This window comes from Pseudomonas sp. PB105 (genome assembly GCF_009764655.1).
Taxonomy (GTDB): Bacteria; Pseudomonadota; Gammaproteobacteria; order Pseudomonadales; family Pseudomonadaceae; genus Aquipseudomonas; species Aquipseudomonas cyclaminis.
Genome location: NZ_RWIO01000074.1, coordinates 1 through 15,816, shown reverse-complemented (window position 1 = coordinate 15,816; position 15,816 = coordinate 1). Strand labels below are relative to the sequence as shown.

General features: G+C 60.2%; 13 protein-coding genes. 3 read left to right on the top strand and 10 right to left on the bottom strand.

Annotation, left to right across the window (positions count from 1 at the left end; genetic code table 11):
- Window positions 1-371: 371 nt before the first annotated feature.
- The 8 genes from EJD88_RS18630 to EJD88_RS18595 form a co-directional block, all read right to left on the bottom strand.
- The gene (locus tag EJD88_RS18630) at window positions 372-1,676 is read right to left on the bottom strand and encodes a hypothetical protein (protein WP_158878708.1); all 1,305 of its coding nucleotides are present in this window, start codon (window positions 1,674-1,676) and stop codon (window positions 372-374) included.
- A 49-nt stretch (window positions 1,677-1,725) separates the two neighbouring features.
- Window positions 1,726-2,469, bottom strand: coding sequence for a hypothetical protein (locus EJD88_RS18625; RefSeq protein ID WP_099585232.1), 744 nt, complete (start codon window positions 2,467-2,469; stop codon window positions 1,726-1,728).
- A gap of 38 nt (window positions 2,470-2,507) precedes the next feature.
- Window positions 2,508-3,188 carry a C39 family peptidase gene (locus EJD88_RS18620; RefSeq protein WP_099585231.1) on the bottom strand — a complete coding sequence of 227 codons (681 nt, stop codon included), beginning with the start codon at window positions 3,186-3,188 and terminating at the stop codon, window positions 2,508-2,510.
- Window positions 3,189-3,251: 63 nt separating this feature from the next.
- Window positions 3,252-3,998 (bottom strand): hypothetical protein, encoded by a 747-nt coding sequence (locus EJD88_RS18615; RefSeq protein ID WP_099585230.1) that lies wholly within the window; start codon window positions 3,996-3,998, stop codon window positions 3,252-3,254.
- A gap of 67 nt (window positions 3,999-4,065) precedes the next feature.
- Window positions 4,066-4,614: an adhesin gene (locus EJD88_RS18610; RefSeq protein ID WP_099585229.1), complete on the bottom strand. Its 549-nt coding sequence runs from the start codon at window positions 4,612-4,614 to the stop codon at window positions 4,066-4,068.
- Window positions 4,614-5,063 carry a hypothetical protein gene (locus EJD88_RS18605; RefSeq protein WP_099585228.1) on the bottom strand — a complete coding sequence of 150 codons (450 nt, stop codon included), beginning with the start codon at window positions 5,061-5,063 and terminating at the stop codon, window positions 4,614-4,616. The genes EJD88_RS18610 and EJD88_RS18605 overlap by 1 nt, the downstream gene beginning before the upstream one ends.
- Window positions 5,064-5,390: 327 nt before the next feature.
- Window positions 5,391-6,386: a FecR family protein gene (locus EJD88_RS18600; protein WP_158878707.1), complete on the bottom strand. Its 996-nt coding sequence runs from the start codon at window positions 6,384-6,386 to the stop codon at window positions 5,391-5,393.
- 133 nt (window positions 6,387-6,519) lie between these two features.
- A complete protein-coding gene (locus EJD88_RS18595) occupies window positions 6,520-11,658 on the bottom strand; it encodes a dermonecrotic toxin domain-containing protein (protein WP_158878706.1) in 5,139 nt (1,712 codons plus the stop codon).
- Between the two features lie 179 nt (window positions 11,659-11,837).
- Here EJD88_RS18595 and EJD88_RS18590 point away from each other — a divergent pair, with 179 nt between their 5' ends.
- A complete protein-coding gene (locus EJD88_RS18590; RefSeq protein WP_158878705.1) occupies window positions 11,838-12,875 on the top strand; it encodes an Ldh family oxidoreductase in 1,038 nt (345 codons plus the stop codon).
- A gap of 118 nt (window positions 12,876-12,993) precedes the next feature.
- On the opposite strand, the gene EJD88_RS18585 is transcribed toward EJD88_RS18590, so the two are convergent.
- On the bottom strand, window positions 12,994-13,314 hold the full coding sequence (locus EJD88_RS18585) for a YqjD family protein (protein ID WP_099585224.1): 321 nt from the start codon (window positions 13,312-13,314) through the stop codon (window positions 12,994-12,996).
- Window positions 13,315-13,477: 163 nt separating this feature from the next.
- Between EJD88_RS18585 and EJD88_RS18580 the strand changes: the two genes are divergently transcribed.
- Window positions 13,478-13,732 (top strand): hypothetical protein, encoded by a 255-nt coding sequence (locus tag EJD88_RS18580; RefSeq protein WP_099585223.1) that lies wholly within the window; start codon window positions 13,478-13,480, stop codon window positions 13,730-13,732.
- On the opposite strand, the gene EJD88_RS18575 is transcribed toward EJD88_RS18580, so the two are convergent.
- A complete protein-coding gene (locus EJD88_RS18575) occupies window positions 13,704-14,624 on the bottom strand; it encodes a LysR family transcriptional regulator (RefSeq protein WP_158878704.1) in 921 nt (306 codons plus the stop codon). The genes EJD88_RS18580 and EJD88_RS18575 overlap by 29 nt on opposite strands.
- 91 nt (window positions 14,625-14,715) lie before the next feature.
- Here EJD88_RS18575 and EJD88_RS18570 point away from each other — a divergent pair, with 91 nt between their 5' ends.
- Window positions 14,716-15,642, top strand: a complete 927-nt coding sequence (locus EJD88_RS18570) for a carbon-nitrogen hydrolase family protein (protein ID WP_158878703.1) — start codon at window positions 14,716-14,718, stop codon at window positions 15,640-15,642.
- The last annotated feature ends 174 nt before the right edge of the window (window positions 15,643-15,816 follow it).

The window sequence follows — 15,816 nt, the reverse complement described above, 5'->3', positions numbered from 1 at the left end:
AGCGAGTGTCACTGCCTGAGCTTTGAAGTCGTCGGTGTAACTGCGGCGGGTTTGCTGTGACATAGGTGCCTCCAAGGTTGCGATTAAAATATCGCTTCTTGGCGTCCGCTGCGAGGGAACAAGTCCACCAAAAGGGCTCTTGCCCCACCACTCGGCACCTCGCCCAGGCTCGGTGTGCCCGTAATCCGACATTGATTTGGGGGGCCGCCGCCACGCGCCATCCATGGCGCAGGGCGGCTAAACCGGCATCCCTGCCGGTTTACCCCCCAAATCAATATCGGATTCCGGCCAGCGTGGTTAACGGGGCGCTTAAGATCAAGATCAAGATCTAAAGCAAGATCAAGAGCAGCTCACCAAATCTCCCAAGCGTCCTAGAAGTAATACGGAAACTTCAGGCTAAACGTAAAGTCCGGCGCATCATCCGTCATCCCAATCGCCAGGTTCGGCACGATGGTCAAATTATCCGACGCCGCAATCGTCATCCCCACGTTGAAGTACCCTGCGTTCGCATCACTGGATACCACCGACTGCCAGTCCCCGCCATTGGGCTTGAGCCGACTCTTGCGTTGCACCAGGTCCGACACCGAGAACGACATACTCATCTTCTCGTTGAGGGCAAAGGCCACGCCGACGCCAAATTGGAAGCTGTCGCCCAGGCTGACCTTGCCGCCGACCTTCTGGTTGACGTCACTGCTGATGTCATCAAACGAATCTTCGAAGTTGTGGGTGTAGGACAGCGAGCCGAACAACACCGCCGGGTCGAAGGTCTTGACCAGCGAGATCCCCGGCGTGACCGACCAGACGCCGTTGCCCGTAGGCAGGCTTTCCGGCACGAACAGGTTGTCGTTGCCGGGTGTATTGACCAGCTTGATACCAAACGGCTCTTTACCCGTAGGCGCCTTGACCCGCACCGACACCACGGCGTCTGGCAGGTTGGGGGTTTCGTCGAGGAATTTGTACGCCACACCGAAGTTGACGTCGCCGATGGTCGGGTCGCGCGTAACCGAGGCTTCCGAGGTCGCGGTGCCGTTGTTGCCGGCGCCGGCTGACTGGTAGGTGGAGTCGCGGTACACCACGGGGACGTTCACGTCGAACTGCCAGCGGTTATCGAGGTTGTAGCGCCCGGTCAGGTCCAGGGTCCAGTTGTCGGACTTGATCCGGTCCAGGTTGATGTTACCGAGGAAAATCGAGTCCAGCGCCAGGAAGCCGTTAAGGGTCAATTGGCGAGCGTCATATCGGGCATAGGTAATGCCGGTTTCAAAGCTGAACTTGCCATTGCCAAAAAAGCCGCTGGCTTCGTTATAGAGGTTGCTCACACTTTGCGCAGGTGCCGAGTCGTCCTTGAGGGACTGGCCATAGGAGCTGCCGCCGCCGCCCGCGCCGCCGGACGCTGCTGCGGCGCCCGTGCCTGCGACGGTGGCGCCGCTGGCTTTCTGAAAGTCTGCCGGGGATTTGGCCAGGCGTTTGGGCGCCGGTGCCGCCGGCTGATCTTCGACCTGGCGTACCCGTTGTTCCAGGACCGCCAAGGCTTTTTGCTGAACGTCATACCGCTGCTTGAGTTCCAGAAGCTCCTGTTTGAGCGTTTCGATATCGGCATCTGGCGCGGCATACAGAACGGATGCAGGCAAGAGCGTACTTAAACAGACTACCGCGCGGAGCGATAACGATCGATGCATGAAGTAAGCCGTCCTTTTCCAATGCGTAAGTGACGAGGGTCAGCGTAGTTCAATAACCGAGGGTACGTAGGCCTTTGAGTTGGTCCAGATTGCAGTTCAGCGCGCCGTTGTTCAAACCGTTGTTGTTCATCACCACATTGAGCTGGGTCATGTTGTTGACGAAGTTGGTGTTGCCGGTCAAAACCGTGCCTTGCAGCACCGTGCCGCTGCCGATCTGCTGCACACTGTTGCCCTGGTTATGGTTGGCCTGGATCGCCATCTGCAGGCCGCCGTTGTTGGCCGACACACTGACCCGGCCTGCTGCGCTGTCCCCGGTCACCGTGCCACCGGCAACCAACACTTGCCCCGATTGCACGATGTTGGAAGGTGCAAAGCCATTCTCGACGGTAATGCCCACGTTGTTGTAGGCGGTGTTGCCATCGCCCGCGGTGCGCACGCTCTGGGTGACGCCTTGGCCACTGCCCAGGCCGGCGCCGCCTGTGACCGTGCCGGTACCGGTGTTCGGGTTGGTACCGTTGCCGGTCGAGCCGGTGGTCTGTACGTAGAATTGTGGGGTGATGGTCGACGAGTCGACCTGCATGTTGGCCTTGCCGGTGATGGTGTCACCCACGGCGTTGGTCCAGGTGCTGCTCATGACAATGCCGAAGCTGATGATTCGCCCCGGCATCACGTAACGGCCGCGCAGGTCGGCCATTTCCGAATCCTTGAGTTCGATGGGTTTGAACCCCGATGAAGCATAAGCGGGCATTGAGGCTGCCAGACACATGACCGTCAGCCAACGGGAAGTGTTCATCTTCTGCTCCTGGAGCATCCTGCCCCTTATTGCGCTTCTTAGAAGAAGTCGCTCTGGATAAAACCGAAATCCATCAGCTCGGCATCGCCTACGGGCCTGAACTCATTCAACTGGTTCTTGGCGGTCAGCGGGGTAGGCGGGTCGAGCAAGACATTGGCCTTGTCGTAACCCTCGCCCAGCACGGCAAACACGATGCCATTCCAGCCCTTGACGAAATCGTCGTGCGAGTAGCGTTTATGGCCCAGTACCGGGTCGCCTATGTAGACCCAGTTCTTGTCGGCGCGCTGCATCACCACGAAGTGCTTGTAGCCGCGAATTTCCAGCAGTACCACCACAGGGATTTTGACGGTGACCAAGGTGTCGGCCCCAATCTTGTAGCCCCGGGCACGCATGCCGATGCTTTCGAGGTAGCGCTTCATGTCCAGCATGGAAAAGCCCTGGGTACGCACCAGGTCCTGGTCAGCAGTGACCAGCATGCCTTTGATGATGTGATCTTCGTCGACGTCCAGCCAATAGGCCTGGCGCAGGATGGTGGCGAGTGCCGCAGCACCGCAGCTGAAATCGGTTTTCTGTTCCACCAGGTTGGCGAAGCGGCGTTCGCGGATACTCTCGACCTTCTTGAAGATCACTGCACCGCCAGGCATGGCTGAGATGGCCATGGTGCCCGCCCACGCAGGGCCGGTGAGTAACATCAGGAGGGTGAGGGTCGCGAGGCGCATGATCGACTGACCTGTTGGACACTGGAATAAAAAAAGGGGCCTTGTTGCCAAGGCCCCGTTGGATCAGAAGCGCACGCCGCTGGCGCAGACAGTGCAACCTTGACCGATCGACAGGCTGTTGCTGCCTTGGTTGCCGGCACCGGATTGCAGGTTCACACCCACGTTGCCGGAGTTGCGGTTAACCGAGTTGTCGAGGCTGGAGTTGTTGGACACGTATTGGGCCTTGCCGCCATGGCCATAGCCGTGGCTGGTTGCAGCGGTGTTGAGGTAGCTGTTGCCGAGCGAGTTTTGCTCGGTGTTGGCGGCTGCAGCGATGTTTTTGCCGTCAGCAGTGGTGATTGCCAGGTTGTTTTTACCCTGGTTGCCTTGACCGGCCTGACCGTTGTAACCCACGTTGCCGGAGTTACCGTTAACCGAGTTGTCCAGGGAGGCGTTGTTTTGGGTGCCTTTGTTGCTGTAGGTATTCAGCAAGCTGTTTTGATTCACATCGACGACCGCGAATACGGTTGCAAAGTCGCCTTTGGCACTGGAGATCGCGCCGGAGTTGTCTGCCTGGTTACCACTGCCCGACTGGACGTTAACACCGGTATTACCGCTGTTGCTGTTTACCGAGCCATCGGCAGAAGCGTTGTTTTCGGTGTTGGTGTCGTCAAACCGGTTGCCCGCGCTGTTTTGCACATCGGTCACGACAGACGCAACCACGCCGGTTGGTTGAGGCGCAGGGTGCCAGCCACCACCTGCTTGAGCAGCAGCAGCCATGAGTGCGGCGAGAGCGAAAACCATTGGTTTCAGAGCCATTTGAGGTTTCATGGTGTTTCTCCTTGCTTCTAATTAGTTGGTTAAGTGTTGGTACGGTCTGACTAGTGCTACCAAGCAGTTACTTGATAGTGATGCCTAGGGTGTTAGCCACTCGGTTCCCCACCCCGGCACTCTGGTTCACCTGAATCACTCCTCGGCTGCCTGTGAAGGCCTGGTCGCTGGTGGCGACTTGGCGGCTGCCAGTGGTGGGGGTGAGCCCTGAGTCGGTCAACTGCGTCGTGTTCTGTTGCAACAGGACGCTGTCATCGATGCTTTGCGGGCCAGGGTTGATGCTGATCCGCACGGCGTTGATTGATTGGTTATTGGCCCCGGCCGACTGGTTGATGCCCAGTACACCGTTGCCGCTGGTGAAAGAGGTGCCCTGGATCGCCGCTTTGGCATTCAGGGACCGGTCGACGCTGCCGTCCAGGCGCTGGAGGTTGACGTTGGTGGCCTGGCCACCGAGCGCAATGGCGCGGCTGTTGGACATTTGTTGCTGATTACCCGCCGCCTGGTTGATCGACACCACGCCTTCGTAGTGTTGGCCGCTGTTGTTGATCACCGCGGTGTTGTCGGCGAAGGCCGGGGCGCTGGCCAGCAGGGCGAGCACGAGCAGGGAACGATTCATTATTTGCCCCCCATCATGCTGCCGATGTTGTTCAGCGGCGCCATGCCGCGCTGGATCGAATCACTGATCTGCCCACCCATGCTGCTTCCCGCACCGTGGCCGGCGGCAGAGCCAGCCCCCAGGGTGGACATGCTGTTTTGCGTGGCATGCAGGCCAGTCAGCGTGTTGTTCGTCGGGATAGCGCCAACGATGCTGGAGCCGCTGCTGATCCCGCCGATATCCATATCACTGAGCTCGCCCGTGGCATTGATGATGTCGCGGCTGGGATTGGCGTTGGCGGTGGTGGGGTAGGGGTCTTTACCGAAGGCGGCGCGGCCGTACATATGAGCCTGCACGTTGCGCCCTGTCACGATCACGCCGTCACCTGCAAAGCTGGGAACACTGATGCCGACGCTGAGTACACAGCTGATCAGCAGTACGTTCATCGAACCTTGAGTGAGTGTGATCACGGCGGCATTCCTTATTCTTCGCGCTGACCCTAAACAGCGCTGTAAGGGATAGAGCAGAAGCCGTGCCGCTTTTTATATTGCTTTGTTTTTCAATGGGTTGACGTTATTCGAGGGCAAAGTGATGTCAGTGCTGTTTCAGGGCTGATACACCCACGGCCAGGGCACGCGCGCGCGGCCGTACCACAAACGATTCACCCAGCTGTATCAGCGGTGAAACACTGCACATGACAAATCGATGAATCCGCCCAGTACGGGCGATGCAGAGCAGGCGTGTGTTTCAAAAATGGACACAGCAGGCGCGAAAAAGTCCAGGTGCGTGGCTAAGGCTCAGCCTTTGGGGGATTGACGCGGGATGGAGTTGAGCACGGGGTTGCCATCCTGGTTCTGGGTCAGGTAGACCGGCAAAACCTTGGGCAGGGACGGGATGAGGTTGTGAACCTCATTGATGTTGTAGATGCCGCCGATACGAATTGCCCCGGTGCTGGCATCCGCCAGCATCACCGGTTTGTTCAGGTAGCGGTTGATCAATGGCAACGCATCGGCCAGGGCCAGGTTGTCGAGGATCAGCTTGCCCTGGCGCCAGGCCAGGGCGGTGTCGTTTGGATTGATCGTCGTTACCCGTGGCGTGGCATCGCCGTGTTGATAGCTGGCCTGCATGCCCGGCGTCAGGGGAACGCTGCCGTGCTGCTGGTCGCTGGCAATCTGTACCGAGCCTTCGAGCAGCATCACGCGCACCTGATCGCCATACTTCCAGACGTTGAACTGGGTGCCCGTCACCTGCACCTGGCCTTCGCCGGCACGCACGATGAACGGATGGGTGCTGTCATGGGTGACCTTGAAAAATGCCTCGCCTTTTTTCAGCGTGACCCGACGCTGGTCTTTGTAATTGCTGTAGACCAGCTCGGTGCCCAGGTTCAACTCCACCTGGCTGCCGTCTCCCAGCGTCACCTGGCGTAAACCATTGCTGGCTTCGAAACGTTCGTAGGCGCTGGGCAGCCAACCCGCTTCCCAACCGGTGAACGCGGCCAGGGGCAGTGCGCCCAGGCAGATCGCAGCGGCTACGGCGTAAGTACGCAGTCGACTACGAGGTTTGAACGGCACCACGCAGGCGATAGGTTCGGTGCGGGGCAGGTGGTCGGCGACGTCCCAGATTTCCAGCATCGCCGCGTATTCAAACGCGTGCAGCGGGTGGCTATCGTGCCATTGCGAAAAAGCCTGACGCTCCGCCGGGGTGCAATCACCCGCGTGCAGGCGCATGCACCAATGCGCGGCGGCCTCGGTGATGGCGTCATATTCGGCTTCTGAAAGGGACTTTTCGCTCATTAACTCATCCTGATTTCCCACATTCTAACCCCCAGGGTGGACGGCGAGAACAGCCATCATGGCGATTGCACATCAATTGGAAGCCATTCTCGTTTGGGCGTGCCGGAAAGTGTTCGTATGACCCCCATGCCGCTCAGGCGCCTTCATCCAGTACACGCCCCAGTTCAGTGATCATGCAGGTCACGGAATCGGCGTTGGCCAGGATGGTGTCTATGCGCTTGTCGCTGTTGCTCATGAAGACTGTGCGGGCATCTTCAAGGGTTCTGCATCCGGTGCTGCTCAGCACTTTTTTCTTGTTGTCGCTGCTGAAGTCCTGCCACTCCTGGGTAAAGGCGTCCCAGGTCCGAAAGAGCATCGAGATGGGGGTCGAAAGGGACAGCGCGTTTTCACGCAAGTCGGTCAAGTCGGTCTTCATGGCGCTGGACCCGCTGATGTTGACGTTTATCAGGTCCGGGAACGGTCGCATGCTGTCCAGGTAAGCCAAGTCTTCGGTCAAGGACTTGATGTGGGTTATCTCGTGAATCAGCGTGGTTGCCCGTGCATGGGCCGAGAGGTTGAACGGCGTGGTCAAGCGGTTCTGGTAGATGTCCATGGGCGGGTCGAAGAAACGGTCCAGCAGGTAGATTTTGTGGTCCGCGTCATCGGGCAGTACAAAGGCAAAGTTGGTATGGCGGTCGAGGCGATGGGTGCCGCTGACAAACCGCATGGAGTCGGGGCCGATGAGCGTGTGGTTAGTCAACTCATCAAGTACCTCGTCGACCCGCCGCTCGACTCTCTGCAACTGTTCGGACGTCAGCGTGACAATGCCGAACAACTCACTGAAAAAACGCCCGAGCCGGCTGCCGGGAGCGCGCAGCGTCGCGAAGTGGAGGAGATTGCGTTTGGCGGTGACGGCATAATACGTCGCGACATTGAGCGCCTCATTAATGCACTGCGCTTTCCAACTGGATAACGCAGCGATCGCCCGTATGCCCACTGCTTCAATATTGATGGCCTCTCGTACCGCCATGCGGTTGAAAAAGTTGTATGAGTAGCGACTCAGGGTTTTGCCGTAGCGCGGGTGGTGGCGGTCGAGGTCCAGCGTCCACTCACCCTGCGCATTGGACTGTACGTAGGGACCCTGTTGCTCGGCCTGGCTCAGGCACCAGTGCTCACCGGCTTTTTTCACCGGATAGACTTTTCCCGCCAACGGCACGAAGTGGCGGGTGTTGGTTTTGTCCGTGTAAACGTGGGTCTGCGCGCTTTTTTCCAGGTCAACCAGCGCTACGTCACGCGCTTCAAACGCGTTCAGTTGTGTACGCCCCGGCGCCGTCAGACCCAGCTCGGCCAGGCTGGCCGCCGCCGGAGGGCGTTGCTCCAGGGTGGTGCTTTCCTGGGCAGGCGAGGCCGGCGGGAAGAGCGCATCCAGCCCCTTGCGCAACGAGGCCAACTCGGCCACCCCGCCGGCAAAGGTTCTGAGCGCGTTTTGCCAGCGGTGCTGCTGCAGGTTTTCTGCGGAGGCGAGGAACAGTTTGTAGCTGCGCCACACCACCATTGGGTAGGCCAGTTTACCCGGCAGAAATTGCAGGCTGTTGTGGATCCCTTTGGTCAGCAGGCTGGTGACCGCATCCCACTGGGTCTTGCCCGACGGGGTGAACTGGCGATCGAGCATCTGCAACAGCTGCTCGATGTTGTCTTTGAACAGTTGCTCAAGCAGGTTGCCCGTGATCGGGGACGCGCCCAGATGGATGTCCGAAGGCTTGCGGCCCCAGCGTTGGCGCAGCAAATTGCGATACGTGGCTTGATGCGGCGCCTGCAACTGGCCGACGACCCACTCCTGCAGGGCTCCAGGGCTGGTGAACTCATTGAGGAGCGCGGCTTCATTGGCGTACTCCTTCAATAAATGTGTGACGCTGCAAGGCGCATACAGGACCGACGGACCTGAAGCACCGGCTTCAGGACCGATCAGGTAGCAGCCCAGCGCCTTGGCCTTTGCTGCGCCAGCGGTGGCGATCAATTCCAGGGGGCGAATGATTGCCGTCACACCCCTCACGGCGGCGCGTGCCACGCCATCGGGCATATCAAAGACTTGCGCGATGAAGCTCCAGGCCGATGCGGACAGTCGCTCGTCCAGTTTCAGTTGGTGGGCGTATTGCAGGATTTGCCACGGCAGCTGTCGGCAGAACAAGTGCCGGCGTTTGCGGGTGTCCTCGCTCTGGCCTTTGAGGTGAGTGGTCAGCTGTTGTTGAAAATGGCTTTTCAGGTCGAGCTGTCGAACCAATTGCTCTATGGCGTTGCCATCGAGTGTGTCGGGCAGTGGCATTGCGGTGCGCGATCGTAGCCGGATTTCGTCGGCGCGCAGTTCAGGCAAGTGCTTTAGGGCGAAGTCCGTCAGGCTCAGCGCGTTGCCGTCAAGGCCGATACGGCCGGCGATCAGTATGTTGTCAGGGTTGACCAATTGCCCTGGGAACCGCGTAGCCAACAGAGTCGAGAGGCTGCTCACCGCGTGTTCGCGCATAGGCGTGATGCTGTGAAGGTAGTCGCGCTCGTCCAGCGCGGCGAGGCGGTACTGTTCGAGCAGTTCGGCCTGCAGAATTTGCTCGTCTGGCCGGGCGAGGCCCAGCCAGACCGGCAATTCCTGCTGGCGGATCATAGCGCGCGCCATGCTGATCGCCCTGGGGAGGTTGGACGGCGGTGCTCGGCGGATCAGCGCGTCCATACACTCCTGAAAGCGTTTTGCGCCCAGATTCATCAAAAGCAGATGGTCAATTTCGTCCCGTACCAGATCACTGTAGGTCTGTTGGCGATTGTTCAGCACATGATCATCAATACGTTGCAGCGGCCCGAGCCGATAGGTTTGATGGGGCAGCCGCCTGGACACCGCCAGGTTCTCTATCAGGTACAAACGGTTCAGAGGATCCTGCAAACGTTGTTCCAGGGCTTCGCGCAAGGCCCTGATTGACGCAAAGGCCTCAAAACCGCAACGCGGCGTCCACAGCAATGCGGCCCCGGAATGAACGGGGTCCAGGCCGCCACGTTCGGTCAGTACAAAACAATTGGCCAGGGGTTGGGGCTGAAGAGTGGCACCCAGGTTCAGGGTCAGGCCAAAGGCATCCGGCAGAAAACCGTTCAGCCCATGGCGGTGCTGGCGGCTGCGCAAACTGTCAGGGTTGAGCACGCTGGCCAGCAGGGCAAGATTGCCCGGTGACAAGCTCTTGTACAGCCGGCTCAGTTCAGCCTCGCCGCTCAAGCCCTGTAACATCGCGTAGCTAAGGTGCGCCTGGTTGTTTTCCAGCAGCTGGTGCGGCAATTGGCGAAGGTCGTGCTGGGTGAACGTGTTCATGGCCTGATCAATCACAGCATTGAAGCTATCGACCGTCAGGTTGTTCAGTTTGTTGGCGCTGCCTTCGCGGCGGGGGCCGTAGAACCAGGTGTGGGGGGAGCTCTTCAGGGCGGAGGCTTTGTGGACCACGCGTTTGATGAAGTGCGTAACCATACTGGTAGAGGTCTGCGGCAATCGTAACTCACGCTCCTGCGCCGCTGTGGCGTAGGTGTTGATGAAGACCTCGGCGGGTTTGAGGTCCAAATGCTTTTTGGTCAACACGACCTCCAGCGCGTGGGCCGCAAGCTCGCTCAGTGTTATGTACCGCTTGCGCTTCAAGGCCATTGCGTCCTCGATGGACAGCAAGGTCTGCAGTTTGCGTTTGGCCTGCTCCGCCCGCACGGTGGTGGGGCGGCCATTGCCCAGGTTGACGGGGTGCACCGTCCAGCGCCCACCGGCATCCTGCTCCAGCAAGCGACTGTCGAGCATGGTGCGCACATCCAGTGCATGGTCGAGCAGCGCCGCCAGGTCAATGTCGCTGGCGCTGCGTCGATAGAGCCCCAGCGCATGTTCCAGGTTACTTAGCTGCTTGGCGACGATGCCGTCGAGCATGTCCTGGAATACGTTACCGGCGATAGGCTGTCCGGTGACCTGGATCTGGTTCATGCCAATAAACAGACTGCGTTCGTCCAGCGACAGGAAGTTGAGCAGTTCGTCCTCATGCCCTGCGGCCTTGAGCATGGCCAGCAGCGTGGCGTTGAGATCATCGAGGTCCTTGAGGACCTGCAGGCCGCGGGTTTGGGTATAGAGATACGCGTGGGAGTTGCTGATCATCAGCGTACTGGCCAGCTCGACATAGTGGTGATAGGGCGCGTGAACCTGCACCTTTTCTATGCGCAGGTGGCGGGCAGATGCGGTCCTGGCGGTCTGGTTCGAAAGGAGCACGGCTCGCAGCGATTGGCTTTCCTCAGTGGACAGGATCTCGTCCTGGTGCTTGAACAGCAGGTCGGCGCGAAATTTTTCACTCATCACCTCGGCAAACAGCTTCAGGCGTGAATTGCCCGCGTTGATATCTTCGTTCCAATAGGTTTGCAGCAGGCTGCCGAGTAACTTCGCGAGAATACCGCTGGTTTGTTCGACCACGCTGTCCCAGCGTCGCTGGTCCTGGATCAGTTGCTCCTGGGTAAAAGCGCGGGTGTCATGCTTGGAGTTGAAAAACGTGTGGGTTTGATCCGTTGGCCAGGCTTGATTGACATAGAACCGCAACAGCACGTCGCGCAGAGGGTCTGAGGCGACCCAGCGGCTGTTCTCCCCGGCCGAGGCGAGGCTGAAGAAGTTTACCCGGGTATCCGCCTGGTTCAGACCTGGAAAATAGGACCGCGCCATGATGCCGAGCAAGGTGTCGAGCATGCTGTGCAGGTTGGGCAGTTTGCGCAACTCGTCGAGCATCCACGCGACGTTTTTCTGTTGCGCGGCCAGGATGGCCTGCTCCTGGTCGTGCATCACCGCGCCCAGGATGACTTCAGCGGTCACGGCAGGGCGTGCCGTCACCGGCAGCAGATCACGCTCGCTGATCGCCAGAAACCGCAGCAAATCGACGCGCTGCTCGGGTTGCGTGAGGCGCTCTTGCAATTCACTGAGCAGGAAGGCGCGGCTCTCGAACAGCTCCAGGCCGCCATAAGGGGTGTAGAGCACGGCTTTGTTATCGTCAGGGGTCGGGCTCATCATAAATGCGCCGGCCAGAGCAATGGCGGATTGCCCCGCGGGATTGAGCAACAAGCGTTCCACCCGCATCGGGTAGCTGTGCATGGCCGGGTTCTGGCGTGCAGCGTCGTTGGCGCCGTACAGCGTGAACAGCCAATCGAGGTCCTTGACGGTAAGCCCCAGCGCGCGCTCACGCTGCGTGGGGGTTTTGCGCCTTACCGGACGCAGGAATTCATCGAGAAAGTACGGCGGGGTGATGTGCGCCATGGTACGCGTCTCCAACGTGGCGGGTAGTAAGCCCTCAAGGTAGGGGCTGCCACAGAGTGCTTGGCGGTACATAACTGGGTGGGTTCGCAAGCAGCCGTTGACAGCAGGCACGGCAGGCGTTGTTTAATCGACGGTCTGGATTGTTGTTGTCTCTTCCAATTATAAAATCGGAGCTACAGATGTCTGCCCAGTCCCCGATAGTTGAACATGCCACTGCCTTGATTGAGTTCAACGACCTGGTGGGGTTGTTGCACGCGGTGTTTATCAAGCACGGCACCTCACCCGAGGTTGCAGCGATCCTGGCGCACAATTGCGCCAGCGCCGAGCGCGACGGCGCCCATAGCCACGGGGTCTTCCGCATCCCTGGTTACCTCAGCACCCTGGCCAGCGGTTGGGTCAACGGCAAGGCTGTGCCTGTGGTCACTGACGTGGCGTCCGGCTTTGTGCGCGTCGATGCGTGCAATGGGTTCGCCCAGCCAGCCCTGGCGGCGGCGCGAGGGCTGCTGGTCGAGAAGGCGCGCAGTGCCGGCATCGCATTGATGGCGATCCATAACTCCCACCACTTCGCGGCCCTGTGGCCAGACGTCGAACCCTTCGCCGAAGAGGGCTTGGTGGCGCTGAGTGTGGTCAACAGCATGACCTGCGTGGTGCCCCATGGCGCCGACCGGCCGTTGTTCGGCACCAACCCCATCGCCTTTGCCGCGCCGCGTGCCGACGGTGCCCCGATTGTGTTCGACCTGGCCACCAGCGCCATTGCCCACGGCGACGTGCAGATCGCCGCGCGCAAAGGCGAGCGATTACCGCCGGGCATGGGCGTCGACAGCCTCGGCCAACCCACCACGGACCCTAAAGCCGTGCTTGAAGGCGGCGCGTTGCTACCGTTTGGCGGCCACAAAGGCTCGGCATTGTCGATGATGGTCGAGCTGCTGGCGGCGGCGTTGACTGGCGGCAACTTCTCCTTTGAATTCAATTGGGCTGATCATCCGGGGGCGCGTACGCCGTGGACCGGGCAGTTGCTGATCGTGATCGACCCGAGCAAAACCGCGGGGCAGAATTTTGCCGAGCGCAGCCAGGAACTGGTGCGGCAGATGCATGCGGCGGGGTTGCGACGGTTGCCCGGTGATCGACGTCATCGCACACGGGCGAGGTCGTTGGAGGCGGGAATTGAGCTACAGGCTCAGGACTTGGCGCAATTGCAAACGTTGGTGATGGACTGAGCAGAGGCTGTCAGGCTGCGTTGGCGGCCCCGCAGATCGCGGGGTGTCAATACGTCCGCCACGCAGCCTCGCAAAGGCTCGACAGCTGCTACTCGAACCTGATGCGTATCGGGCTCGATCAGTTACGACGACCCAGCAACAGGCCCACTACCAAGCCAAAGCCTGCGGAAATCGCCACGGTCTGCCACGGGTGGCCACCGATGTAGGTCTCCGTGGCATCCACCACCGGCTTGCTGCGCTCGCGCACGCTGGACACCGAGTCCAAGGCTTGCTTGAGTTTGATTGCGACCTGCTCGCGCAGGGTTTCGCCTTCTTCGCCCACCAGGGCAGCGCTGCTTTTGAGCAATTTGTCCGACTCTTCGATCAGCGCGGTGAGTTCGCTGAAGGCTTGATCCTTGATTTGGTCTTCGACGGCTTGGGCAGCAGTTTTGCGGGCCATTGGGTGACTCCTTGCGAGTGAATGTGACAGTGAACAATGGAGTATCGCGTGATGGCAAAAGTTGCAGTTTTTTTGCCGTGGCGTGCTCTTGAGCAAAATCTGAATCAGGAAATTTCGACCTACAGTGTAAGATGTCGCCTATTTGTGCAGCAGGTAATTCAACATGAGCTTCAATCTCGCCAACAAGACCCTCGCCGAACGCGCCGAGCTGGAAGATGAAAAGTCCCGCCTCTACGACCTGTGGCAAACCAACCTGGGCAAGGCCAAGGGCGAAGCGGCGCGGTTGTTTGGCGAGCGTGCCAAGCGCAAGGGCAAGTGGGCCGAGTGGGTTCGCGCAGAGCTTGATGGCATGTCGCCGCCGGAGTTTTCCGGCATGGTGCGCAGCGAAGTCAACAAGTTGATGGCGGCGGCGAAGTAAAGCTGGCGGCAATCGCTTCGCGTACTTTGAGCTGCATCGGATCCAACTGGGCCTGGGTGCGCCAGCCCAGTTCCACCGGGTAACGCGGCAGTGCCAGCGGGCAGGGCAATACGCGCAAGCCGGTCATCTCGGCAATCGCCTGTGCCGCATGCCCCGGAATGGTTGCCACCGCGTGGCCGCCCTTGAGCAAAAACGGCAGCGCGGCAAAGTGGCTGGTCGACGCACACACTTGGCGACTCAGCCCTTGCGCTGCCAACCCCTCATCGGTGATGCCGATAAACCCGCCGGACGACACCAGCACATGCTCGCGGGCGACGAACTCGTCCAGGCTGATGCTCACCTGTTGCGGCGCGAGACTGTTGGGGTCCACCAGACAGCGGTAATCACCTTCTGCCAACACCTGCCGACTCAAGCGGTTCTGCGCAAACCCGCCGGCGGTAACTGCCAGGTCGAGTGTGCGGTCGAGCAGGGCGTCAGCGACGATCTGGCTGTGGGTCTGACGAAAAATCACACGCAGTTTCGGTAAACGTCGGGCGATCTCCTGCATCAAGCGGCGGCCGTAGGCAATTTCAAAGTCGTCGGACAGCCCCAGTACCACGGAGCGCCCCTGATAATGCGGATTGTCCGGGTTGACCATGGCCAGGCTTTGCCGGCAGCGCTCCAGCGCCTCACTGATCACCGGCTTCAATTGGTTGGCCCGCAGCGTCGGCGCCAGGCCTCGGCCAGTGCGCACGAACAACGGGTCGCCGTAGACCTCGCGCAAACGGCGCAAGCCCGCGCTGATGGCCGATTGCGTAACACCCAGGCGCAACGCTGCGCGGCTCGCGCTGGATTCGTCATGCAGGGCTTCGAAGGTTTTCAGCAGGTTCAAGTCGACCTGGGCGATATTCATTTGGCTCATATCATTCAGTGCTGAGGTGGGCTTTATTCATGATCACGGCTGGCCGGAGAATGGGCAACCCCCCTTCTTCGGAGTGATCGTGATGCCTGTTTCCACTGTAGCGGCTTTGCAAATTGGCTCATTGCCGGGCGGCAAGGCCCAAACCCTTGAGCAAATCCTCGGCTACGAGGACGAGATCACACGCAGCGGCGCGCAACTGGTGGTCATGCCCGAGGCGCTGCTCGGCGGTTATCCCAAAGGCGAAGGCTTCGGCACGCAACTGGGCTACCGCCTGCCCGAGGGGCGCGAAGCCTTTGCCCGTTACTTTGCCAACGCCATTGATGTGCCTGGCGTCGAGACCGAGGCGCTGGCCGGCCTGTCGGCGCGCACCGGGGCCAGCTTGGTGCTTGGCGTGATCGAGCGCAGTGGCAGCACGTTGTACTGCACCGTGTTGTACATCGAGCCAACGGGCGGCCTGGTGGCCAAGCACCGCAAACTGATGCCCACCGGTACTGAGCGCCTGATCTGGGGCAAGGGCGATGGCTCGACCTTGCCGGTGATCGACACGGCAGTCGGGCGGATCGGCGGCGCCGTGTGCTGGGAAAACATGATGCCGCTGCTGCGCACGGCGATGTACGCCAAGGGCGTGGAGGTGTGGTGCGCGCCAACGGTGGACGAACGCGACATGTGGCAGGTGAGCATGCGCCACGTGGCCCACGAAGGACGCTGTTTTGTGGTGAGCGCGTGCCAGGTGCAGGCATCGCCCCACACGTTGGGGCTGGAGGTTGCCAACTGGCCAGCAGACCGCCCGTTGATTGCGGGCGGCAGTGTGATTGTCGGCCCCATGGGCGATATTCTCGCCGGGCCATTGCTGGGTGGCGCGGGGCTGTTGACGGCGCAGATCGATACCGATGACCTGGTGAAGGCGCGGTATGACTATGACGTGGTGGGGCACTATGCCCGCCCGGATGTGTTTGAGCTGACGGTAGATGAACGCGCCAAGCCAGGCGTGCGCTATATCACCCATTGAAACCGGGTCGACATGTGGGATGGGGCTTGCCCCAATGCCGGTCAGTTAAGAGATAAAAAGGCAAAAATTAACCTGTGGTGAGCGGGCTTGTCCCGCGCTGGGCTGCGAAGCAGCCCCATCAAAGCCACCGCGTTTTTTCAAAAAAACCAAGTTGCCTGGTTTTGGGGCTGCTTC